Raw genomic sequence first — 21,860 nt, forward strand, 5'->3', positions numbered from 1 at the left:
AGTATTCTATGGATTTGCAGTTTTCAGCCGAGGAACTGGCGTTTCGCGACGAGGTGCGCAGCTTCCTCGACACCCATCTGACGGAACGGCTTCGCTCCGGCGCGCGGGCGTCGCCCACGGTGTTCGCCGAGCCCGACATCGGGCTTGAGTGGCAGCGTATCCTCTATGCCAAGGGCTGGCTGGCGTACAACTGGCCCGCCGAATACGGCGGCCCGGGCTGGACGCCGGTCCAGCGCTACATTTTCGAGATGGAGTGCGCGCTGGCGGGCGCGCCGGTGCTGCCGGTGCTGGGCCTGAAGCTGGTCGGCCCGGTCATCTACACCTTCGGCACGCCCGAGCAGAAGCAGCGCTTCCTGCCCAAGCTGCTGAGCGGCGAGCACTACTGGTGCCAGGGCTTCTCCGAGCCCGGCGCGGGGTCTGACCTTGCCAACCTGCAAACCCGTGCGGAGAAGCAGGGCGACCGTTACATCGTCAACGGCACCAAGCTGTGGACCACCCACGCGCACCACGCCAACTGGATGTTCTGCCTGGCGCGCACCGACCCGACCGTGAAGCCGCAGCGCGGCATCACCTTCCTGCTCATCGACATGAACCAGCCCGGCGTCACGGTGCGCCCGATCAAGACGCTGGCGGGCGATCATGAGGTGAACGAGGTGTTCCTCGACAATGTGGTTGCGCTGGAGGCGGACCGCATCGGCGAGGAAGGTCAGGGCTGGACCATCGCCAAGTTCCTGCTGGAGAACGAGCGCGGCGGCTCGTGCCTTGCGCCGGTGCTGCTGGCGGATCTGGACCGCATCGCCCGCGCGGCGGCCGAGGAGCCCTCGGGTACCGGCGGCGTGCTGCTCGACAAGCCGGCCTTTGCGGCGCGTCTGGCGCGGCTGAAGCTGGAGGCCGAGGCGCTGCGTCTCACCGAGCTGCGCATTCTCGCCGAACTGGCGCAGGGGCGCCGGCCGGGTCCGCAGACCTCGCTGGTCAAGGCCATCGCCTCCAGCCTCCACCAGCAGGTGGACCAGCTTGCGATGGAGACCTGGGGCTATGCGGGCCTGCAACTGCCCGAGGAGCGGCCGCTTTACGGCAACACTGCGCCGGCTCCGGTGCGAACCAAGGAAGCCCAGGTGGCGGCGGCCCGTTATCTCAACAGCCGGGCCTGGACAATTTTCGGCGGCAGCAATGAAATCCAGTACAACATCGTTGCCAAAACCGTGCTCGGGCTATGAAATCCGGGCATACACGTAAGGAGTGGGGGGAGCAGCAATGCAGCTGAGCCGTGAGCAATTGCTACGCGCCTATCGTCAGATGAAGACGATACGCGAATTCGAAGAGCGCCTGCATGTGGAAATCACCACGGGTGAGATCGCCGGCTTCACCCATCTTTATGCGGGTCAGGAAGCGGTCGCGGTCGGCGTGTGCGAGCACCTGACCGATGAGGACTTCATCGTCTCCACCCACCGCGGCCATGGCCACTGCATCGCCAAGGGCTGCGACGTGAAGGCGATGATGAAGGAGATCTACGGCCGCCGCGACGGTCTCGGCGGCGGCAAGGGCGGCTCCATGCACATCGCCGACACCACCAAGGGCATGCTGGGCGCCAACGGCATCGTCGGCGCGGGCGCGCCGCAGGCGGTGGGCGCGGCCATTGCCACCAAGCTGGACGGCAAGGGCCGCGTGGCCGTGGCCTTCTCGGGCGACGGCGCCTGCAACCAGGGCACCACGTTCGAGGCCATGAACATGGCGGTCGTGCTCAAGGTCCCGGCCATCTTCGTGTTCGAGAACAACCACTACTCCGAGCACACCGGCGTGGATTATTCCGTCGGCACGCAGCGCGACATCGCCAGCCGCGCCGAGGCCTTCGGCATGCGGGTGTGGCGGGCCAACGGCTGCGACTTCTTCGACAGCTACGAGGCCATGCGCGAGCTGCTGGAATATGTGCGCGCCGGCAACGGCCCGGCGGCCATCGAGTTCGACACCGAGCGCTTCTTCGGCCACTTCGAGGGCGACCCGCAGCGCTATCGCGGCCCGGGCGAGCTGGAGCGGATCCGCGCCGAGCGCGACTGCCTCGTCGCCTTCCGCAACAAGGTGATCCCGGCCGGCCTGATCGACGGGGCGGCGCTCGACCAGGTGGACGCGGAAGTGGTCCAGCTGATCGACGAGGCTGTGCGGGAAGCGCGTGCGGCGGAGCCGCCTCGGCCTGAGGATGTGCTCACCAACGTGTATGCCGAGTACTGAGGGGGGGAAGGCTCATGACTGTGATGACCATTCGCGAGGCGATCTCGCGCACGCTGTACAGCGAAATGGAGCGCAACCCCGACGTGATCATGCTCGGGGAGGATCTGGTGGGCGGCAACGGCACCCCGGGCGGTCCCGAGGCCATTGGCGGCATCTGGAGCACCTCGACCGGCTTCTATGAGCGGTTCGGCCCGGATCGGGTGATCGACACGCCGATCAGCGAGAGCGCCATTGTCGGCGCGGCGGCGGGTGCGGCGCTGGCGGGCAAACGCCCGGTCGCCGAGCTGATGTTCGCGGACTTCGTCGGCGTCTGCCTTGACCAGCTGTGGAACCAGATGGCCAAGTTCCGCTACATGTTCGGCGGCAAGACCGACTGCCCGGCGGTGGTGCGCCTTGTCTACGGCGCGGGCATGAACGCGGCCGCCCAGCACAGCCAGGCGGTCTATTCCATGCTCACCTCCATTCCGGGCCTCAAGGTGGTGATGCCGGCCACCCCGGCGGACGCCAAGGGCCTGCTGCTGTCGGCGCTGCGCGGCCGCGACCCGGTGATGTTCTTCGAGCACAAGGCGCTCTACACGGTGAAGGGCGAGGTGCCGGATGAGGACTACCTGATCCCGTTCGGCCACGCGCGCGTGACCCGCGAGGGCCAGGACGTGACCATCGTCACCTGCGGCCAGATGGTCGGCTTCTCCGAGCGGGCCGCCGATGCGCTGGCGCAGGACGGCATTTCCTGCGACGTGATCGACCTGCGCACCACCAGCCCGCTGGATGAGGACGCCATTCTCGACTCCGTCGAGGCGACCGGCCGTCTGGTGATCGTGGAGGAAAGCCCGCCGCGCTGCTCGCTGGCGACGGACATCGCCGCGCTGGTGGCCAACAAGGCCTTCTCCAGCCTGAAGGCGCCCATCGAGATGGTCACGCCGCCGCATACGCCAATTCCGTTTGCGCGGGAGCTGGAGCGCGCCTACCTGCCGTCGCCGGAGAAGATCGAGGCGGCTGTCCGCAAGACCCTGGCCTACTGAGGAGGGACGGCGTGAGCAAAGTCCAAGCCTTCACGATGCCCAAATGGGGCATCGAAATGTCGGAAGGCCATTTGGCCGAGTGGATGGTCAAGGAGGGCGAGTCCTTCACCAAGGGCCAGGTGCTGGCGCTGGTGGAAACCGACAAGATCACCAACGAGATCGAGGCCGAGCAGGACGGCGTGATCCGCCGCATTCTGGCGCCTGCGGGCGGCACCTATGCGGTCGGCGAGCTGCTGGCGGTCATGGCGCCCGCTGACGTGCCCGACAGCGAGGTGGACGCGTTCATCGCGAGCTTCAAGCCGGCGGACACCCGCATGGCGGCGGCCAGCGGTCAGAAGGCGGAAGCAAAGCCGGCTGCGGCACCTGCCGCGCCCGCGGCGGCTCCGGCTGCGGCACCGGCCCCGAAGGCCGTGCATATTCCGGAGGATCTGGCCATCAGCCCGCAGGCGCGTCTGCGCGCCGCCGAGCTTCAGGTGGATGTTACCAGGATCAAGGGCTCGGGCCGCAACGGCCGCATCACCGCGCAGGACGTGGAAATCGCCGCGCGGCCGCCCCGCGCCGTCGGCGGCGGCGCGCCGGTCTCGATCGCGCCGACCACGGCCGATTACGAGGATGTGTTCGCCTCGCCCATGGCCAAGCGTCTGGCGGTCATGCACGGGGTGGACCTGCGGAGCCTTCAGGGCAGCGGCCCGCGCGGGCGCATCCGCAAGTGCGATGTGCTGGCGGCGGTCGAGGCGGCCGGCGGACGCCGCGCCGTGCCGTCGGGCGAGGTGCAGGTCATCCGCATGACCCCCATGCGCAAGACCATCGCGCGCCGGCTCACCGAGTCCAAGCAGAACGTGCCGCACTTCTATGTGCGGGTGCAGGCCCGCGCCGACCGGCTGGTCGAGGTGCGGCGCATCGCCAACCTGGCGCTCGGCGCCAAGGCGAGCATCAACGACTATCTGGTCAAGGCCTGCGCGCTGGCGCTCACCCGGGTGCCGGAGGTCAACATCCAGGTGCACGGCGACGAGATCCACCGCTTCCCCAACGCGGACATCTCGATCGCGGTGGCGACCCCCAAGGGTCTGCTCACCCCGGTCGTCCGCGCGGCGGACCTCAAGTCCATCCCGGAGATCGCCGCCGAGACCCGCGCGCTGATCGACCGGGCCCAGGCGGGCCGGCTTCAGGCGCACGAGTTCGAGGGCGGCAGCTTTTCGCTCTCCAACCTCGGCATGTTCGGCATCGACCAGTTCGACGCAATCATCAACCCGCCGCAGGGCGCCATTCTCGCGGTGGGTGCGGTGCGCCCGCAGCCGATCGAGGAAAACGGCGCGCTGCGGATGGTGCCGATGATCAGCCTGTCCCTGTCCTGCGACCATCGCGCCATCGACGGCGCGGACGGCGCGCGGTTCCTGGCGACCCTGCGCGAGATCATCGAAGCGCCGGAGCAGCTGCTGGAGCGCTGAGACGCGATATCCGGGCCGGTCAGGGGCCGGCCCGGAGGATCGTTCGATCAATCGAAAATGGAAAAGGCGGTCTGGCTGTCCCGTGGGGGGAGGCCAGGCCGCCTTTTCGATTCCGGCCGGCTCAGCTCAGGCGGCGCGCTGCGCCGCGGCCCGCTGCACCTGTTCCGGGTTGAAGTAGTAGGGCACGATCTCGCAGCACTTGCCGTCCTCGCGGAACCGCATGGTCTCCACAAGGGGAATGGCCTCGCCGCTTTCCAGCACAAGGCTGAGCAGCACCATCACGCGGTTCTCGCCCGCGGTGATGGCATGGATGTCGAGGCCCTTGACCGGCAGCATGCCCATCACCTTGGTGTAGAGCTCCTTGAGGGCATTGCGGCCGCGATAGGTGCCGCCGTAGGGCAGGCAGTCCGCCTCCCGGGCCTCGAAGTCGTCGGTCAGCATGTCGGCGGCGGCCTCCCAGTTGCCGCTGCCGGTGGCCTCGTACATCGCCCGGGTCAGGGCGATATTGCGTTCGTTGCGGGCGTGCTCGTCGCTCATCGGCTTTCCTCCCCTTGTCTATGCTCTGAAGCCCTGGAAGCTTCCTGTGTTCCGCGCCGCAATGGACCTATCGGTTTGGCTAGTGTGCGCACGTCGCGCCCCGCCCCCATAGTGAACCGGTTCTTGTGCAGGCCCTGCGACTTGCCATTCCGGGTTCCCGCTGGGATGATCCGTGGCAGCGGGGCCGGGCGGTGTGGACGAGGCGACAAGGCCCGCCATGCGAAATACTGTATCAGGGGGAGTATCAATGACGGGTTCAATGAACGGCAAGGTCGGTCTGGTCACGGGAGGCACGTCCGGCATCGGCGAGGCGGTGGTGCGCGCCTTCGCGGCGGCGGGCGGCAAGGTGCTGTTCACCGGCTCGAACCAGACGGCGGCCGATCGCATCTGCGCCGAGACCGGCGCGGTGTTCGTGCGCCATGATGCCTCCGATGCGGCGGGCTGGAGCGCGGTGATGGCGGAGATCGACCGCCAGTTCGGCCGCCTCGACATGGCGTTCGCCAACGCGGGCATCAACCACGGCGACAGCGATATCGAGACGGTGCCGCTGGAAGCCTGGAACCGCATTTTCGAGGTGAACGTTACCGGCACCATGCTCACCTGCCAGCATGCGATTGCCGCGATGAAGAAAAATCCGGGCGGTCCGGGCGGCTCGATCATCATCAATTCGTCGGTGACCGGCATGGTGGGTCTGCCGGATGACGCGGCCTACACCGCCACCAAGGGGGCGGTGCGGTCGCTGGCAAAGTCCATTGCCATTCACTGCGCGCGCAAGAAGTACAACATCCGCTGCAACAGCATTCACCCCGGCATCACCGAGACGGCGACGATCAAGCGCGCCATCGAGGAGCAGGCCGACGCGGCGGCGGCGCGCGCCTTTCTGGAAAGCGTCTCTCCGCTGGGCCGTCTCGGCCGGCCGGAGGAGATCGCGGCGCTGGTGCTGTTCCTGGCGTCTGATCAATCTTCATTCATCACGGGCGCGGAAATGGTCATCGACGGTGGTTCGATTGCCGGCTTCTCGGGCGTCTGAGCACAGTTTCAGGAGGAATTGACATGGATCTGGGTCTGGCTGGCAAGAAGGTACTGGTCACGGGTTCGACGCGCGGCATCGGCCGCCGCATCGTCGAGACCATGCTGGCGGAAGGCGCGTCGGTCGCCATCGGCGCCCGCAGCGCCGACGAGGTGAAGACCGCGCTCGGCGAGCTGAGCGGCCGCGGCAAGGTGGTGGGCGCGGCTGTCGACGTGGCGAACGCCGAGAGCTATCGCGCCTGGATTTCCTCCATGGCGGAGCAGCTGGGCGGCATTGACGTGTTCGTCCACAACGTCTCGGCCGGCGGCGGCATGGAAGGCGAGGCGAGCTGGTACAAGTGCTTCGAGGCGGACGTGATGGGCGCGGTGCGCGGCGTCGAGACCTCCACGCCCTGGCTCGAGAAGTCGGAGGCGGGCGCGGTGGTGTTCCTCGGCACCACGGCGGCGGTCGAGACCTTCATGGCGCCCATGGCCTACAATGCGCTGAAGGCGGGTCTCATCACCTATGCCAAGCAGCTGAGCCAGGAGTTCATGAAGAAGGGCATCCGAGTCAACGTGGTCTCGCCGGGCCCGATCAAGTTCGCGGGCGGCGCGTGGGACCACATCGAGCAGCAGATGCCCGATCTCTACGCGGCCCATGTGGCCCAGCAGCCGAGCGGCCGCCTGGGCGCGCCGGAAGAGGTGGCCCGCGCCGTCACGTTCCTGGCGAGCCCGGCGGCGAGCTGGATCACCGGCGTCAACCTGGTGGTGGACGGCGGCTACACCAAGCGCGTCCAGTTCTGATCGCGGGCACGGGGAGGCAACGGCATGAGCGATGGCACCACCCCCGAGCGGGGGCGCATCAATTGCGTCCTCGTCGCCTCGGGCAAATGGCACGACATCGACTTCGCCCGGCTTGAGCTGCTCAAGCTGCTGGCGGAGGACGATCGCATCCGCGTGCGGGTGTTCGAGGACTACGAGAACATCGCGGCCATCGAGGCGGCGGATTTCCTCGTCAGCTACACCTGCGACGTGGTGCCGAGCGTGGCGGCGCAGGAGGCCATTCGCGCCTGGCTGGAGCGGGGCGGGCGCTGGTATGCCCTGCATGGCACCAACTCGCTGATCCGCATGGTCTCGAACGGCGAGTTCGACACGCCGCGCTGGGCCCCGCTGTTCAGCGAGACGCTGGGCTCCATGTTCGTCGCCCACCCGCCGATCGAGCCGTACACCGTGACGGTGGCCGATCCCACCCACCCGCTGGTGGAGGGGGTGGAGCCGTTCGAGACCACGGACGAGCTGTATCTCATGGAGACCTACGGGCATCTCCACGTGCTGCTCGAGACCGAGTTCGGCGGCGAGGCGCCCGGCTTCGTCAACCACACCTGGGAGCACGGCAAGCACCCGGTGTTCTACCTGCATCCGGTGGGCAAGGGCGAGGTGCTCTACCTGACCCTCGGCCACTGCCGCGGCCATTACGACATGCAGCCGCTGCTGGACTACTGGCCGACGGTGGACCGCTGCGCGTGGAACCTGCCGGTGTTCTACACCCTCCTGCGCCGGGGCATTGCCTGGGCCAAGGAGGCGCGGCCGGAGCGGCCGATGACCGAGGCGGAAACCCTCGAGGCGATCCGCCAGACCGTCGAGGCCAACCGCCGGCCGACCGGCTGAGAAGGCCGCTTCACAACAGGGGGGAAACAGGAAGACCCCGGCCGATCGGCCGGGGTCTTTTTTGGTGTGTGCGTCCTGTGATTTTTTTGCCCCCGCTGCCGGTGCCGGTCGCGGGGGCGTTGTTTTGGCTCAGCCGCCGATCGGGCGCAGCGGGTTGGTGCCGTCCCAGTCGCGCGCGGCGTTGCGGATGGTGTCGAACGCGCCCCGGGTTTCCTCCGCGATCTCGATCAGCTCCAGGATCGAACCCGGCCCGCCGCCCGTGTCCACGTACAGCGCCTCGACGCCCGGCGCGCGGCCTTCCTGGAGAATGGTCGCGCCCGCCTCAAGGCAGACCGCCCGCGCCTTCTTCAGGTCCGGCACCACGATGCAGGTGTGGTGCAGGCCGTCGAGCCCGGCATCGCGCCACTGCTTGTAGATCGACGGGCTGTCGTTGTGCTGCTGGATGAGTTCGATCTGGATATCGTTCCAGTAGGCAATGGCCACGGAGAACACCGCGTCGGTGGGCTGACCCTTGTACTTGAAGTCCTCCATGGTCATGTGGTCGAACAGGAAGAAGGGGCCGACGCCCATCGTCTCGGTCCAGTAGCGCAGCGCCGCGTCGAAATCGGCGGGCACATACGCCAGCTGCATCACCTCGCCGAGGGCAGAAATCGGTCCTTTTGCCATACTTGTTTTCTCCACCTTACAGCACCGGCTTGGGGGCGCTGGGATCGTTGGCCAGATAGTAGTTCACCCACTTGTGGAAATACTGGTTGCCGCGCTCGTTCCGGCCGAAGACGACCTCCTTGATGCCGCCGGATTCGAGCCCGCGCTGCACCTTGAGGCCGAGCTGGTAATCCTCCTCGTCCACCACGTCGCGCAGCCAGTCGACGGTCTCGATCAGCTTCTGCTTGTCCACGTCGTCGGCCGGGGGCGACGAGCGCACATAGTAGAGGATGGTGGTGTTGCGGTTCGGGGTCGGCCCGGGCAGCAGCTGGGCGATCTGGGTGAACTCGGGCGCAACGAAAATCGACACGTTGGGGAACAGCGTCCGCACGAAGTCGTAGCCGTCGTTCTCGTGCTTCCACCACTCCTCGGGCGGCACGTTGCGCAGCTTCTCGTCGATGCCGCGCTGCGGGAAGCCGATGCGCAGGTGCGGGCCGTAGGCCTCGAAGTGCATCACGTTGGAGTAGGTGCGCTGGTTGATGGTCTCCGGGTGGGCGGCGGCGAAATGATAGCCTTCCAGGTAGCCGTCGTAGGCCACCTTCCAGTTGGCGCCCTGGATCACCCGCTGGCCGCAGTAATACCAGTTGGGGAAGTTGAACTGGTCCAGCTCATCGGCCATGCCGCCGAAGAACTCCTCGAAATTCACCTCCAGCCCCGGCGTCAGCACCACGAAGATGAACCCGGCGCGCTCCCAGACCGGCAGCTGGGTGAGGCCGTGGGACTCCTTGTCCACCGGCCCGAACTTCTGGCCCTCGGCCACGCCGATGAGGCGGCCGTCGTTGCCGAAGGTCCAGCCGTGGTAGGGGCAGGAGAAGCGGCTGCAATTGCCCTGCGCCTCGGTCGTCAGCAGCATGCCGCGGTGGGTGCACACGTTGTACATGGCCCGCAGGCTGCCGTCGGTCTGGCGGCTGATGATCAGCGGCTTGCCGAGGATCTCGATCGTCTTGAAATCACGCGGGTTCGGCAGCTCGTGGGACAGGCCCGCAAAGATCGGCAACCGCTTGAAGATCAGGTCCATTTCCCGCTGCCACTGGTCGGGATCCAGATAGGCCTCCACCGGCACGGTCATCGTCTCGGCGGCCTGGTCGGTCTTGCCGTTGGCCACGTAGTCGAGCAGGTGTTCGACGGTTCTGTTGCAGCTTGCGCTGAAATCCATGTCTGTCCTCCCCGGCACACATCTTCTCTTTTAGAGCGTCAATTATACAAAACGAGGGGGGGCGCGAGCCTCACCAATAGGAGAGGTAGGCCCTACGGACCTGACAGATTTGCCAGTAGGGGGACCGCCCTCCGGCGGACATGCTTTTCCCCGGCCTGTCGCGCGAAACAGACGGGCGGACAGGCCCTTCGCATGCAGTTGTTTGCGACGGTTGTTTGCGACGAAGGTCAGCCGGGGGAGGCAAGATTGGGTCAGGAAGTCGAGGCGGTCAGGGAAACGGACGTTCCGGGCTGGGACAATAGCGTGGACGTTCTCGTCGTCGGCTATGGCGTGGCGGGGGCGTGCGCCGCGCTGGAAGCGCATCGCGCGGGCGCGCGCGTGCTGGTGGTGGAGCGGGCCAGCGGCGGCGGCGGCGCCAGCGCCATGTCGTCGGGCATTTTCTATCTCGGCGGCGGAACGGCCGTGCAGAAGGCCTGCGGCTACGACGACGATCCCGAGGAGATGTACAAGTTCCTGATGGCGAGCAGCGGCGCGCCCGATGCGTCGATCGTCCGCTCCTTCTGCGAGAACAGCGTCGCCCACTTCGACTGGCTGGAGGCGCAGGGCGTGCCCTTCGAGCGCACCAGCTTCAAGGGCAAGGCGGTGTTCCTCAACACCACCGAGTGCCTGTTCAGCACCGGCAACGAGAAGCTGTGGCCCTACAAGCAGATCGCCCGTCCGGCCCCGCGCGGCCACAAGGTGGCCGGCGTGGGCGAGAACGCCGGGGCGAAGGCCATGGAGGCCCTGCTGCGCACCTGCAATGCCGAGGGCGTGCCGGCCATCTACGACAGCGGCGTGACCGCGCTGATCCGGAACGACGAGGGCCGGGTCGTCGGCGCGCGCATCCGCCAGCCGGGCCGGGAGCTGTTCGTGCGCGCCGCCCGCGGCGTGATCCTGACCACCGGCAGCTTCAACCTGAACAAGGAAATGACCTCGAAGTATCTCCCGCTGCTGTCGGAGACTTCCGAGCCGCTCGGCATTCCCTCCAATGACGGCTCGGGGATCAAGCTGGGCCTGTCGGTGGGCGCGGCGACCCAGGCGATGGACGGCGTGATCGCGACGGCCTCCATCTATCCCCCGGCCCAGCTCATCAAGGGCATCCTCGTCAACAAGCGCGGCGAGCGCTTCGTCGCGGAGGACAGCTACCACGGCCGCACGGCGGCCTTCATCATGGAGCAGCCGGACCAGACCGCCTATCTCATCGTCGACTCCGAGATCTTCGCCTACCCCGAGATCGAGACCCACCAGCACCGCCTCATCGACGGCTGGGAGACGGTGGAGGAGATGGAAGCGGGCCTGGAGCTGCCCGAGGGCTCGCTCCAGAAGACGCTGGCCGACTACAACCATTACGCGGCCGAGGGGCGCGATCCCTTCCTGTTCAAGGACCCGGAGTGGCTGAAGCCGCTCGACAAGGGGCCCTACGCGGCCTTTGACGTCTCCTTCAACAAGTCGATCTACCTTTTCATCGCGCTGGGCGGCCTCAAGACCAACGCGCACGCGCAGGTGCTTGACCCGCGCGGCAACCCGGTGCCGGGGCTCTATGCGGCAGGCGCGTGCGCCGCGCACATTCCGCAGACCGGCAAGGGCTATGCCAGCGGCCTCAGCCTCGGGCCGGGCTCGTGGTTCGGCCGGGTGGCGGGCCGCCATGCGGCGGGGTGCCGTTGAGGCGATGCCTTGAGTGATGTTGTGTGTTCTGAACCCGTTGCAGGCAGGAAATCGTAAATGACAGCCAATACCTATGATCTGATTGTTCTGGGCTCGGGTCCGGGCGGCTATGTGGCGGCCATCCGGGCGGCGCAGCTGGGCCAGAAGGTCGCGATCGTCGAGCGTGAGCGGCTCGGCGGCATCTGCCTCAACTGGGGTTGCATCCCGACGAAAGCGCTGCTGCGCACGTCGGAGATCTACCACTACATGACCCACGCCGAGGCCTTCGGCCTTTCGGCCGGGACGCCCGCCTTCGACCTGAAGGCGGTGGTCGAGCGTTCGCGCAAGGTGGCGAACCAGCTCAACAGCGGCGTCAAGGGCCTGATGAAGAAGAACAAGGTGACGGTGGTGGAGGGCGAGGGCCGTCTTGCCGCCGCCACCCGCGTCGTGGTGACGAAGGACGGGCAGACGACCGAGCTGTCCGCAAAGAACGTCATCATCGCCACCGGTGCGCGGGCGCGCGAGCACCCGGCGGCGAAGGCGGACGGCAAGCTGATCTGGACCTACCGCCACGCCATGACCCCCGAGGTCATGCCGAAGAAGCTGCTGGTCATCGGCTCGGGCGCCATCGGCATCGAGTTTGCCAGCTTCTATTCGGACATGGGGGCCAAGGTCACGGTGGTCGAGATGCTGGACCGCATCCTGCCCGTCGAGGACGCGGAAATCTCCGCCTTCGTCGAGAAGCAGCTCACCAAGCAGGGGCTCACCATCCGCACCAGGGCGTCGGTCGAGGCGCTGGAGCCCGGCAGCGACGAGGTGAAGGCCACCATCAAGGGCGCGGACGGCAACACCGTCACCGAGACCTTCGACCGGGTGATCGTCGCCATCGGCATCGTGCCCAACACGGAGAACCTCGGCCTTGAGGCGCTGGGGGTCAAGATGACCCGCGGGCACATCGACACCGACCCCTACGGCCGCACCAACGTGGCCGGCCTGTGGGCCATCGGCGACGTTGCCGGCGCGCCGTGGCTGGCGCACAAGGCGAGCCACGAGGGCGTGGTCGCGGCCGAGGCCATTGCCGGCTTCAAGGGCGCGCACCCCATGGACAAGTCCAACATTCCGGGCTGCACCTATTCCCGCCCGCAGGTGGCGAGCGTCGGTCTCACCGAGGAAAAGGCGAAGGAAGCCGGCCACAAGGTGAAGGTGGGCAAGTTCCCCTTCATCGGCAACGGCAAGGCGATCGCGCTCGGCGAACCGGAAGGGTTCGTCAAGACCGTGTTCGATGCGGATACCGGCGAGCTGCTCGGCGCGCACATGGTGGGCGCGGAAGTGACCGAGCTCATTCAGGGCTATGTGATCGCCCGCCAGCTGGAGACCACCGAGGAAGACCTGATGCACACCGTCTTCCCGCACCCGACGCTGTCGGAGATGATGCACGAGAGCGTGCTCGACGCCTTTGGCCGGGCACTGCACTACTGACCCGGATTGACTGACCCGGATTTTGCCGGTTCCTCCCTGGCAAAAAAAGACGCCCAGTGCGCTTCCCGCGCGCTGGGCGTCAAGTTTGTAGGGACGGAGATGCCCCGCCATGGGGCCGTCTGCGGTTCTGCCGACCGGGAGCCCGCGGCCCCCGGTCGGCCAGGGAAGAGGTCAGTTGCTGAAATCGGGTTTCTGCTTGGCGAGGAACGCGGCGATGGCGCGCCGGCCGTGCTCGCTGCGCGCGCCCTCCGCGATGCTGCGCGCTTCCGCGTCCATGTGCGCCTCGAGCGGCGTGTGGAGGCTGGAGAGCAGCAGGTTGCGGGTGCGGCCGATCGCGCCGGTGGCGGAGACCGCCAGCTGGCGCGCGAGGCTCGCCACCTCCTCCTCGAAGGCGTCGTCCGCCACCGCGCGGGTGATGAGGCCGATCTGGGCCGCTTCCTCGGCGCCGACACGGCGATTGAGCAGCGCCAGTTCCTGGGCGCGGCGCAGGCCGATGAGGCGCGGCAGCAGCCAGCTGGCGCCGCCGTCCGGCGACAGGCCGACCGCCGTATAGGCCACGGTGAAGTGGGCGCTTGCCCGGGCGATGGCGATGTCGCCGAGGACAGCAAGGCTCAGCCCCGCGCCCGCCGCCGGGCCGTTGATGGCGGTGAGGAGCGGCTTGTTCATGTGCGAGAGCCGCGCGATGGCGGCGTGCAGGTAGGCGGTGATCTCCTTGATCAGCGCCGGGGCGTTGTCGCCGGCCGCGCCGAAGGCGGTGATGTCGCCGCCCACGCAGAACATGCGGCCTTCGCCGGTCAGCACCACGGCGCGGATGCTGTCATCCTCGTCGCAGGCAATGGCATGCTCCAGCAGCGTGCGCGCCAGGGCCACGTCGATGCCGTTGCCCGCGTCCGGCCGGGAGAGGACAAGACGCGCAACCGCGCCCTCCCGCTCGAATTTCACTGGGGTCATCCCGATCTCGCTCTGTCTGTTCAGGGCTTCCATGGTCATGGCTTGCCATGACCGGCACCGGTCGGCCACCTGCACTTATGAGGAGGTCGCGCGCGGCGGAAATCCGCGCCTGAAAAGAGGCTCACGGGGGGCAGCGCTCAGATGAACGGCTTGCCGCCGGTCACCGCCACCGTTGCCCCGGAGACGTAGCTGGCCTCGTCGCTGGCCAGCATCACGTAGACCGGGGCCAGCTCCTTCGGCTGGGCGGGGCGGCCGATGGGGTAGCTCTTGCCGAATTCCTTCACTTTCTCCGGCGGCATGGTGGCGGGGATCAGCGGAGTCCATACCGGCCCGGGCGCGACGCAGTTGGCGCGGATGCCCTTGTCCGCCAGCAGTTGCGCCAGCCCGCCGGTGAAGTTCTGGATGGCTCCCTTCGTGGTGGCGTAGGGCAGCAGCGTCTCGTTGGGCTTGTCGGCGTTGATCGAGGTGGTGTTGATGATCGCGGCCCCCGACTTCATGTGCGGCACCGCCGCCTTGGTGAGGTAGAACATGGCGTGGATGTTGGTGCGGAAGGTGGCCTCCCAGTCCTCGTCGGAGATGTCGTCCAGCGCCTCGAAGGTCATCTGCCAGGCGGCGTTGTTGACCAGCACGTCGATCCGCCCGAATTCCTGCACCGCCCGCTCGATGATCGCCCGGCAGTGGGCGGGGTCCTGAATGTCGCCCGGCACCAGCACCGCCGTGCGGCCTGCTTTCTCCACCCAGCGGGCGGTCTCCTGCGCGTCCTCGTCCTCGCTGAGGTAGGAGAGCAGCACGTCCGCCCCCTCGCGGGCGAAGGCGATGGCGACGGCCCGGCCGATGCCGCTGTCGCCGCCGGTGATGATCGCCTTCTTGTCCCTGAGGCGGCCCGAGCCCTGATAGCTGTCCTCGCCGTGATCGGGCTTCGGCGTCATCGCCTGCGTCGAGCCGGGGGCGTCCTGCTGCTGGTCGGGAAATGGCGGTCTGGTCTCGTCGCGCTTGTCCATGCCGGTCCCTCCTTCCTGCGTCGCCGCCCCGAGTCCGGTTCGGACAGCGCCCGGTGCCTCCGCCTGGAGCCAACCGCTGGAGCCGGGCGGAGTTCCCTGCGGGGAGGTCGCAAACCCCGCCCAGTGCTCCAGCCGCGCCGCCATGCGCCGCACATGGCTTCCGGGCCAGTAGCGCCGCCCACAGGCGGGGCAGACCCGGAACGGCCCCGGCAGCGCCGCCGTAGCGCCCGGCAGCCCGGCCAGCTCCTTCGGCCTGGCGGGGGCGAGGGGGCTGTTGTCCCTGAGGCAGCGGGTGAAGGGCGCGAGTTTCCAGTCCAGCCCCAGCGTTCGCGCCAGCAGCTCCGCTTCGGCATCGAGCGGCTCGGGCAGAAGCACCGCCCGGTCAGGGCAGCGGGCGGCGAGGCTCCGGTCCCGCGTGAGCAGCAGGCGTCCGTCCGCCCGCGCCAGCGCGATGAGACTCCGGTCCGGCGTGCCGGGGGCGGCCAGTTCCGTATCGTGCCCGGCCGCGCGCAGCCAGCGGGCGAGGCCCGCCAGCATCTCGTCGCACAGCAGGCGCATGGGGCGGCCTGCCGTCCGCCGTTACCGCAGCGCCTTTTCCAGCTCGTCCCGGCTCATGCGCGAGCGGCCGGGGATGTCCTGCTGCCTTGCCCGGGCGTAAAGCTCGGCCTTGGTCTGCCGGTTGCCGGTGCCGCTTCTGCCCGCGCTGGCCTTGCCGCCCTCGCGGCGGGCCTGTGCCTCCGTCTCGCGGCGGCGCTCGGCGTTCCTTTGCGGGCTTTGCGTCCTGGAGGCACCCGCTTCGCTGAGGCCGATGGCGATGGCCTGACGCGGGTTCTTCACCGTCTGCCCGTGGCTGGTCTCCAGCTCGCCATGCTTGAACTCGTGCATCACGCGCCCGACCTTCTTCTGCTGCGCTTTCGTCTGCCTGGCCATGGCCGTCTCCCGGTCCGGGGGCTTGCGTGCCCCCCCGACACGCGCTCCACCCGTTCTGCTGTCTGCCCTCCCGTGTCCAACGCGCCACTCCAGCGCCCGGTTGAACGGGGGCCCCGAAAAGCGGGCGGCGCAGGTGCGCCTGCATGGCTGCCCTGCCCGATGGGCACTTGAAAAGCGCCGTCCGGGGCCTCATCTAGCGCGCCTGGGCCGCGCCGGCCGGCGGGCGGCGGGGCCCTCCATCCAGCAGGAATGAGGCGGACCGCCTCCGTCGGTGATTTCGGGAAAGCCTATGAGTCGTGTTCTGGACCGCGCCGTGCGCCCCGGCCTTGTCATGTTTGCGCTGGCCGTCGGCGCCTTTGCCATCGGCACCACCGAATTCGCCACCATGGGGGTGCTGCCCTTCTTCGCAAAGGACCTGGGCATTGACGAGCCGACTGCCGGCCATGCCATCAGCGCCTATGCCCTCGGCGTGGTGGTGGGCGCGCCGATCATCGCCGTGCTTTCCGCCCGGGTGGCCCGGCGCACCATGCTCATCGCCCTCATGTCGGTGTTTGCGCTGGGCAATGCGCTGAGCGGCCTGTCGCCTTCCTATCACGCCATGCTTGGCTTCCGTTTCCTCAGCGGCCTGCCGCACGGCGCCTATTTCGGCCTTGCCGCGCTGACGATCGCCTCGCTGGTTGACCCCGGCAAGCGCACCCAGTCCGTCGCCCGCATGTTCCTCGGTCTCACCGTTGCCACCATTATCGGCGTGCCGGTGTCCAACTGGCTGGCCCAGGCGGTCGGCTGGCGCTGGGGCTTCTCCATCGTGGCGCTGCTGGGCCTGCTCACGGCCGCTCTGGTGTGGCGCTTTGCTCCGCGCGACGTGCCCGACAGCAACGCCAGCCCCCTGCGCGAGCTGGGGGCGCTCGCCAGCGTGCAGGTCTGGCTGACCCTGATCACCGGCGCCATCGGCTTTGGCGGCCTGTTCGCGGTCTATACCTACCTCTCGGTCACGCTGGTGGAAGTGACGCACGTCGCCCAAGCCTTCGTGCCGGTGGTGCTGGCGGTGTTCGGCATCGGCATGACCGTCGGCAACCTCATCGTGCCGCCCATTGCCGATCGCGCACTGATGCCGACGGCGATCGGGCTGCTGCTGGTCAGCGCCACGGCCATGGCCCTGTTCCCCGCTGCGGCGCACAACCCCTGGCTGGTGATGGCGGACGTGTTCGTCATCGGCTGGGGCGGGTCGCTCGCCACCATCCTGCAAACCCGGCTCATGGAAGTGGCGGAGGACGCCCAGTCCCTCGCGGCCGCGCTCAACCACTCGGCCTTCAACACCGCCAACGCGCTCGGCCCCTGGCTCGGCGGCATGGCGATTGCGGCGGGCTACGGCTGGACCTCCATCGGCTGGGTCGGCTGCGCCCTGGCGCTGGGCGGCCTGCCGCCGTTGCTGCTCTCCGTCCTGCTGGAGCGGCGGCGCCGGCTGGCGGTGGCCTAGCGCCACCTCCTCAGTCCGGCCCCAGCGCCTCCAGCACCTGCCGCAGGATGACGGCGTGGTTCCGCTCCGGGTCCTTCACCGAATAGAGGAGGGTGAGGGAGCGGTCCCCGGCGAGGGCGACAAGCGCGCGCAGCGCCTCGGTCTGCGGCGCCAGTTCCGCCCGGTAGCGGGCCTCGAACGCGGGCCAGCGCGCCTCCATGTCGGCGTGGACCCATTTCCGCAGGTCGGTTGAGGGGGCGATGTCCTTCGCCCAGTGGTCAATGGCGGCTTCCGCTTTGGTCAGCCCCCGGGGCCACAGCCGGTCCACCAGCACGCGGACGCCATCCTCCGGTGCGGCGGGGTCGTAGATGCGTTTTGTGCGAAGCGTGCCCATCCTGTCCTCGCGCGGCAGTCCAAGGCGTCAGCCTATGGCAGGACGGCCCGCCCCGAAAGGGTCTCGCGGGCGAATGTCCGTCGCGGGGGGGCGGAGGCAGGAAGGTCTGCCCGCCCCTCCCTGCAAGTTGGCCGCAAACGGTCGGACAGCGGGGAGCAGGCGGGGAGGAACGGGCAGACCGGGGACCTCGCCTTTCTCAGCCGAAGGGGGCGTCGATGGAAGGCGAAGGCTGGGTGAACCACTCGGCGCCGTTCTCGGTCACGTAGAAGTGGTCCTCGAGGCGGATGCCGAACTTGTCGGGGACGACGATCATGGGCTCGTTGGAGAAGCACATGCCGGGCGCGAGCGGGGTCTTGTCCCCGCGCACCAGGTAGGCCGGCTCATGGATCGACAGGCCGATGCCGTGGCCGGTGCGGTGGGGCAGGCCGGGCAGCTTGTAGTCGGGGCCGAGACCGCCCTTCTCCAGCACGGCGCGGGCGGCGTAGTCCACCGCCTCGCAGGGCACGCCCGGCCGGACCGCGTCGAACGCGGCCTGCTGGGCTTCCCGCTCCAGCTCCCACATGGCGCGCTGCTCGGCGTTGGGCTCGCCGAACACGTAGGTGCGGGTGATGTCGCTGTGGTAGCCCTCGATGGTGCAGCCGGTGTCGATCAGCACCACATCGCCCTCGCGCAGGTAGGACTCGCCCGGCAGGCCGTGCGGGAAGGCGGTGGAGCGGCCGAACTGGGCGATGCAGAAGCTGTAGCCCGAGGCGCCCAGGGCGCGGTGCGCCTCGTCGATGAAGCGGCGCACTTCGGTTGCCGTGATGCCCTCGCGCAGGATGCGGGCGGTGCGGCGGTGCACTTCCAGCGTCATCGCCTTGGCCTGCTTCATCAGCGCCAGTTCGGCGGGCGACTTCTGCATGCGGCAGCCGTCGATGATGGCGGAGCCTTCCACCGCGTCGATGGAGGGGGCGGCCTTGCGGATGCGGTCGACGAACATCAGCGCCATGGCCGGGTCGAGCGCGAGGCGCTGCACGCCATGCTCGCGCAGGGCGCTGGCCACCAGCTCGCTCGGGCTTTCATGCTCTTCCCACAGGCGGATGTCGGCCTCGATGGCGAGTTCGGCTTCCAGGCTGCCCAGCTCGAAGTTCGGGCAGACGATGATCGGCTTGCCGCTGAGCGGCAGCAGCATCGCCACCAGCCGCTCGGTGGCGCCCCAGGTCACGCCCGCGAAGTAGCGCAGGCTCATGCCCGCGTTGACCAGCAGGGCATCGACGCCGTTCTCGCGCATCAGGCGGCGCGCCTTCTCGATGCGGGCGAGGCGTTCGTCAACGGTGATCGCAGGGGCGCGATCCTGCCACGGCGTCAGGCTTGCCAGTTCGGCTGCGGCGGTGGAGCCGCCAATTCCGCGCGTCATAATTTCACTTCCTGAAACGGTCGAGGGAGAAGGGGGAGATATTAACCACCGGAGTCTCGCCCGTGACAAGGGCGCCGATGGCCTCGCCCGTCACCGCCGCCAGCGTCAGGCCCAGGTGCTGGTGGCCGAAGGCGTAGTAGAGGCCGGGGAAGCTGTCGGCCCGGCCGATGGCGGGCAGGTAGTCGGGCAGGGTCGGCCGCGCGCCGGTCCACTCGGAGACGGGCTCGCCAAAGGAGAGGCCCAGCGCCCGCACATGCGCCTTCAGCCGCGCCCACTTGCGCGGGTCCGGCGGGCTCTTGAGTCGGCCGAACTCGACGAAGCTCGCGGCGCGCAGGCCGGAGCGGAAACGGGTGACGATCATCGAGCGGTCCTCGAACACCACCGGCGGCATTCCTTCGGGCCATTGGGTGTTCGGGGTCTGGATGTGGTAGCCGCGCTCGGCGATGATCGGCACCTTGAAGCCCAGCGGGGCCATCAGTTCGCCGGAGGCCGCGCCCGCGGCCACCACCACCGTCTCGGCCACCAGCGTCTCGTTGGTGTCCGTCACCACGGAAATCGTCTTGCTGCCCCGGCGCAGGAGCTTGACCGAACCCCGCACCCGGCGCCCGCCGAGGGCCTCGAAGTGCCGCTCCAGCGTCTCGGCCAGAACGCCGAGATCGGTGATCTGTCCGCTGCCCTCGAACCGAATCGCGCCGGCCGGGCGGAAGCCGATCACCCCGGTCAGCGACTCCATCTCCGCGTCGGTCACGTCGCGGCAGGAGGCGGTGCCGGTGTCGGCGCCCATCCACGCCGCGCGGCCCCGGGCGGCGGAGGCTTCGCTCTCCCACACGATGTAGTGGCCGTCCTCCACCATCAGATGCCGGGACTCGGCCGCGCCGAGGAGGCGCCGCCAGGCGGGGATCGCCTCCGCCAGCACGGCGGAGAGGGCGGCCTTGCCCGCCCTGAAGCGGCTCGGGCGGGCGGCGGCCAGCAGCCGCAGCGAGAACGGCAGCCAGGCGGCGATGTCCCGCAGCGGCAGGCCGAGCGCGCCGCCCCGCCAGAACAGGCGGCGCGGGAAGCTCTTGACCGTCGCCATGGACGCCAGCGGCTCCACCTGCTCGACGGCTATGTGGCCCGCGTTGCCCCACGACGCCGGCCGCTGCGGGCCGGCCGGATCAACGAGACTTGTCTGAACGCCTCGCGCCTGCAAATTGATGGCGCACGCGAGGCCAACGAGGCCGCCTCCAACCACGATGGACGAACTTGTAGGGTGCATATTTTTTATTGGCATGGCCGGTTCGTATACCGTATATTATCCCCCTGTTCAATGGAGGAAGCCGTAAACTCCGAAGTGATGAAGTAGACCCCTGTCTATGGCGCCATCACCATTTCTGACGGCAAGGTAAGGCAGAACTTTATGCGTCATACATTCTTCTGCATTGACGGCCATACAGCCGGCAATCCGGTTCGGCTTGTGGTCGGCGGGGCTCCGTTGCTCAAGGGCTCGACCATGGCCGAGCGCCGCCAGGATTTCCTGGCCCGCTTCGACTGGATTCGCACCGGTCTCTGCTTCGAGCCGCGCGGGCATGACATGATGTCCGGCGGTTTTCTGTATCCGCCCACCCGCGAGGATACGGATTGCGGCATCCTTTTCATTGAAACCAGCGGCAGCCTGCCCATGTGCGGCCACGGCACCATCGGCATGGTGACCTTCGGCCTGGAGCACGGCCTCATCACGCCGCGCACCCCCGGCAAGCTGCGCATCGAGGTGCCGGCGGGCATCATCGAGATCGAGTACAAGACCGAAGGCCAGAAGGTCGCCTCGGTCAAGATTCGCAACGTCCCGGCCTATCTGGCCAAGCGCGGCATCGAGATCGACGTGCCGGGCTTCGGCCCCCTCTCCATCGACGTGTCCTACGGCGGCAACTACTACGCCATCATCGAGCCGCAGGGCCCCTACACCGGCCTTGATGATCTGGGCGCCTCGCGCATCGTCGAGCTGAGCCGCGTCATCCGCCAGATGGTGCGGGAGGTCTACGAGCCGGTGCATCCGCTGGAGCCCACCATTCGCGGCGTCAGCCACGTGCTGTGGGCGGACAAGCCCAAGGCCGAGGACGCGGACGGCCGCAACGCCGTGTTCTACGGCGAGCGCGCCATCGATCGCAGCCCCTGCGGCACCGGCACTTCGGCGCGTCTGGCGCACCTGCACGCCACCGGCCGCCTGAAGGTGGGCGATTCCTTTGTCCACGAGAGCTACATCTGCAGCCGGTTCATCGGCCGTGTGGAAGGCGAGACCATGCTGGGCGACCAGCCCGCCATCATCCCCTCGATCGAGGGCTCGGCCATCGCCACCGGCTACAACACCATCTGGATCGACCGGGCAGACAAGTTCTGGGCCGGCTTCTCGGTGGTCTGAGGAACGTTGATGCCCTTGTCCCTCGGCCTTTCCTTCCCCTTCGCCGGCAACCGGGTTGCCGGGCAGATCGCTCGGACGGCGGCGCCGGACGGGCAGGGGAAGGAGGCCGATGTGCTGTTGACGGCCCGTGGCGACATCGCCCGGGCCGTTGCTTTTGCCCGGGGGCGGCCCCCCCGTCAGCAGATTGGCGCGCGCGAGCGCGAGTCGGGCAGGAAACAGGGCCTGTGCCCGCGGCGCGATCCCGACGGGCGCGCCCTCCGGCCTGCCCGGATTGCTGCTGTTAGTAATTTTCGCATAGCGATTGGCGGAACGCCGTCTAGAAGCTATGGTCCGCGTGTTCGGGCACGGGTTATCCGTGCCGACTTCACGAATAACAGAAACAAATACCAGAAACCGGTGTAACGC

At 68.2% G+C, this 21,860-nt stretch carries 21 protein-coding genes and 1 pseudogene; 12 read left to right on the plus strand and 10 right to left on the minus strand.

Annotation, left to right across the window (positions count from 1 at the left end):
* Positions 1-8: 8 nt before the first annotated feature.
* From ACSJJU_RS13920 to ACSJJU_RS13935, 4 genes are read left to right on the plus strand one after another with little or no spacing between them, the layout of a single operon-like run.
* Positions 9-1,217, plus strand: coding sequence for an acyl-CoA dehydrogenase family protein (locus tag ACSJJU_RS13920; RefSeq protein WP_435916198.1), 1,209 nt, complete (start codon positions 9-11; stop codon positions 1,215-1,217).
* 37 nt (positions 1,218-1,254) lie between these two features.
* A complete protein-coding gene (locus ACSJJU_RS13925) occupies positions 1,255-2,226 on the plus strand; it encodes a thiamine pyrophosphate-dependent dehydrogenase E1 component subunit alpha (protein WP_435916199.1) in 972 nt (323 codons plus the stop codon).
* A gap of 14 nt (positions 2,227-2,240) precedes the next feature.
* Positions 2,241-3,248 carry an alpha-ketoacid dehydrogenase subunit beta gene (locus ACSJJU_RS13930; protein ID WP_435916200.1) on the plus strand — a complete coding sequence of 336 codons (1,008 nt, stop codon included), beginning with the start codon at positions 2,241-2,243 and terminating at the stop codon, positions 3,246-3,248.
* An 11-nt stretch (positions 3,249-3,259) separates the two neighbouring features.
* Positions 3,260-4,696: a 2-oxo acid dehydrogenase subunit E2 gene (locus ACSJJU_RS13935; RefSeq protein ID WP_435916201.1), complete on the plus strand. Its 1,437-nt coding sequence runs from the start codon at positions 3,260-3,262 to the stop codon at positions 4,694-4,696.
* 126 nt (positions 4,697-4,822) lie between these two features.
* Here ACSJJU_RS13935 and ACSJJU_RS13940 read toward each other — a convergent pair whose 3' ends face one another.
* A complete protein-coding gene (locus ACSJJU_RS13940) occupies positions 4,823-5,233 on the minus strand; it encodes a nuclear transport factor 2 family protein (protein WP_435916202.1) in 411 nt (136 codons plus the stop codon).
* 247 nt (positions 5,234-5,480) lie between these two features.
* Between ACSJJU_RS13940 and ACSJJU_RS13945 the strand changes: the two genes are divergently transcribed.
* The 3 genes from ACSJJU_RS13945 to ACSJJU_RS13955 are packed head-to-tail and all read left to right on the plus strand — an operon-like array spanning position 5,481 to position 7,909.
* Positions 5,481-6,263, plus strand: coding sequence for an SDR family oxidoreductase (locus ACSJJU_RS13945; RefSeq protein ID WP_435916203.1), 783 nt, complete (start codon positions 5,481-5,483; stop codon positions 6,261-6,263).
* A gap of 23 nt (positions 6,264-6,286) precedes the next feature.
* Positions 6,287-7,045 (plus strand): SDR family NAD(P)-dependent oxidoreductase, encoded by a 759-nt coding sequence (locus ACSJJU_RS13950; protein ID WP_435916204.1) that lies wholly within the window; start codon positions 6,287-6,289, stop codon positions 7,043-7,045.
* A gap of 24 nt (positions 7,046-7,069) precedes the next feature.
* Positions 7,070-7,909 carry a ThuA domain-containing protein gene (locus ACSJJU_RS13955; protein WP_435916205.1) on the plus strand — a complete coding sequence of 280 codons (840 nt, stop codon included), beginning with the start codon at positions 7,070-7,072 and terminating at the stop codon, positions 7,907-7,909.
* A 129-nt stretch (positions 7,910-8,038) separates the two neighbouring features.
* Here the strand turns inward: ACSJJU_RS13955 and ACSJJU_RS13960 are convergent, their stop codons facing one another.
* Both ACSJJU_RS13960 and ACSJJU_RS13965 read right to left on the minus strand, forming a co-directional pair.
* Entirely contained in the window at positions 8,039-8,575 is a 537-nt protein-coding gene (locus tag ACSJJU_RS13960; protein WP_435916206.1) for a VOC family protein, read from the minus strand.
* A gap of 16 nt (positions 8,576-8,591) precedes the next feature.
* Entirely contained in the window at positions 8,592-9,770 is a 1,179-nt protein-coding gene (locus ACSJJU_RS13965) for an aromatic ring-hydroxylating oxygenase subunit alpha (RefSeq protein ID WP_435916207.1), read from the minus strand.
* Between the two features lie 246 nt (positions 9,771-10,016).
* On the opposite strand from ACSJJU_RS13965, the gene ACSJJU_RS13970 reads away from it, so the two are divergent.
* Both ACSJJU_RS13970 and lpdA read left to right on the plus strand, forming a co-directional pair.
* Positions 10,017-11,474 (plus strand): FAD-binding protein, encoded by a 1,458-nt coding sequence (locus ACSJJU_RS13970; RefSeq protein WP_435916208.1) that lies wholly within the window; start codon positions 10,017-10,019, stop codon positions 11,472-11,474.
* Positions 11,475-11,531: 57 nt separating this feature from the next.
* Complete coding sequence (gene lpdA / locus ACSJJU_RS13975; RefSeq protein ID WP_435916209.1) at positions 11,532-12,932, plus strand: dihydrolipoyl dehydrogenase; 1,401 nt, start codon at positions 11,532-11,534, stop codon at positions 12,930-12,932.
* Between the two features lie 171 nt (positions 12,933-13,103).
* On the opposite strand, the gene ACSJJU_RS13980 is transcribed toward lpdA, so the two are convergent.
* The 4 genes and pseudogenes from ACSJJU_RS13980 to ACSJJU_RS13995 all read right to left on the minus strand — a co-directional run bounded on the left by ACSJJU_RS13980 (position 13,104) and on the right by ACSJJU_RS13995 (position 15,814).
* Complete coding sequence (locus ACSJJU_RS13980) at positions 13,104-13,883, minus strand: enoyl-CoA hydratase/isomerase family protein (protein WP_435916210.1); 780 nt, start codon at positions 13,881-13,883, stop codon at positions 13,104-13,106.
* Between the two features lie 137 nt (positions 13,884-14,020).
* Positions 14,021-14,884, minus strand: coding sequence for an SDR family oxidoreductase (locus ACSJJU_RS13985; protein WP_435916238.1), 864 nt, complete (start codon positions 14,882-14,884; stop codon positions 14,021-14,023).
* Between the two features lie 144 nt (positions 14,885-15,028).
* Positions 15,029-15,442 (minus strand): annotated as a pseudogene (locus ACSJJU_RS13990) (DUF5615 family PIN-like protein); the annotation flags it as partial.
* Between the two features lie 21 nt (positions 15,443-15,463).
* Positions 15,464-15,814, minus strand: coding sequence for a DUF6496 domain-containing protein (locus tag ACSJJU_RS13995; protein ID WP_435916211.1), 351 nt, complete (start codon positions 15,812-15,814; stop codon positions 15,464-15,466).
* 289 nt (positions 15,815-16,103) lie between these two features.
* Between ACSJJU_RS13995 and ACSJJU_RS14000 the strand changes: the two genes are divergently transcribed.
* On the plus strand, positions 16,104-17,291 hold the full coding sequence (locus ACSJJU_RS14000) for an MFS transporter (RefSeq protein ID WP_435916212.1): 1,188 nt from the start codon (positions 16,104-16,106) through the stop codon (positions 17,289-17,291).
* Positions 17,292-17,301: 10 nt separating this feature from the next.
* Here ACSJJU_RS14000 and ACSJJU_RS14005 read toward each other — a convergent pair whose 3' ends face one another.
* The 3 genes from ACSJJU_RS14005 to ACSJJU_RS14015 all read right to left on the minus strand — a co-directional run bounded on the left by ACSJJU_RS14005 (position 17,302) and on the right by ACSJJU_RS14015 (position 20,315).
* On the minus strand, positions 17,302-17,664 hold the full coding sequence (locus ACSJJU_RS14005) for a DUF488 domain-containing protein (RefSeq protein WP_435916213.1): 363 nt from the start codon (positions 17,662-17,664) through the stop codon (positions 17,302-17,304).
* Positions 17,665-17,860: 196 nt separating this feature from the next.
* Positions 17,861-19,060 carry a M24 family metallopeptidase gene (locus tag ACSJJU_RS14010; RefSeq protein WP_435916214.1) on the minus strand — a complete coding sequence of 400 codons (1,200 nt, stop codon included), beginning with the start codon at positions 19,058-19,060 and terminating at the stop codon, positions 17,861-17,863.
* 4 nt (positions 19,061-19,064) lie between these two features.
* A complete protein-coding gene (locus ACSJJU_RS14015; RefSeq protein ID WP_435916215.1) occupies positions 19,065-20,315 on the minus strand; it encodes an NAD(P)/FAD-dependent oxidoreductase in 1,251 nt (416 codons plus the stop codon).
* Between the two features lie 141 nt (positions 20,316-20,456).
* On the opposite strand from ACSJJU_RS14015, the gene ACSJJU_RS14020 reads away from it, so the two are divergent.
* Both ACSJJU_RS14020 and ACSJJU_RS14025 read left to right on the plus strand, forming a co-directional pair.
* Positions 20,457-21,455: a 4-hydroxyproline epimerase gene (locus ACSJJU_RS14020; protein WP_435916216.1), complete on the plus strand. Its 999-nt coding sequence runs from the start codon at positions 20,457-20,459 to the stop codon at positions 21,453-21,455.
* Positions 21,456-21,464: 9 nt separating this feature from the next.
* Positions 21,465-21,857, plus strand: coding sequence for a hypothetical protein (locus ACSJJU_RS14025; RefSeq protein WP_435916217.1), 393 nt, complete (start codon positions 21,465-21,467; stop codon positions 21,855-21,857).
* The last annotated feature ends 3 nt before the right edge of the window (positions 21,858-21,860 follow it).

It is taken from the genome of Pedomonas sp. V897 (assembly GCF_051304405.1).
Lineage (GTDB): Bacteria > Pseudomonadota > Alphaproteobacteria > Sphingomonadales > Sphingomonadaceae > Pedomonas.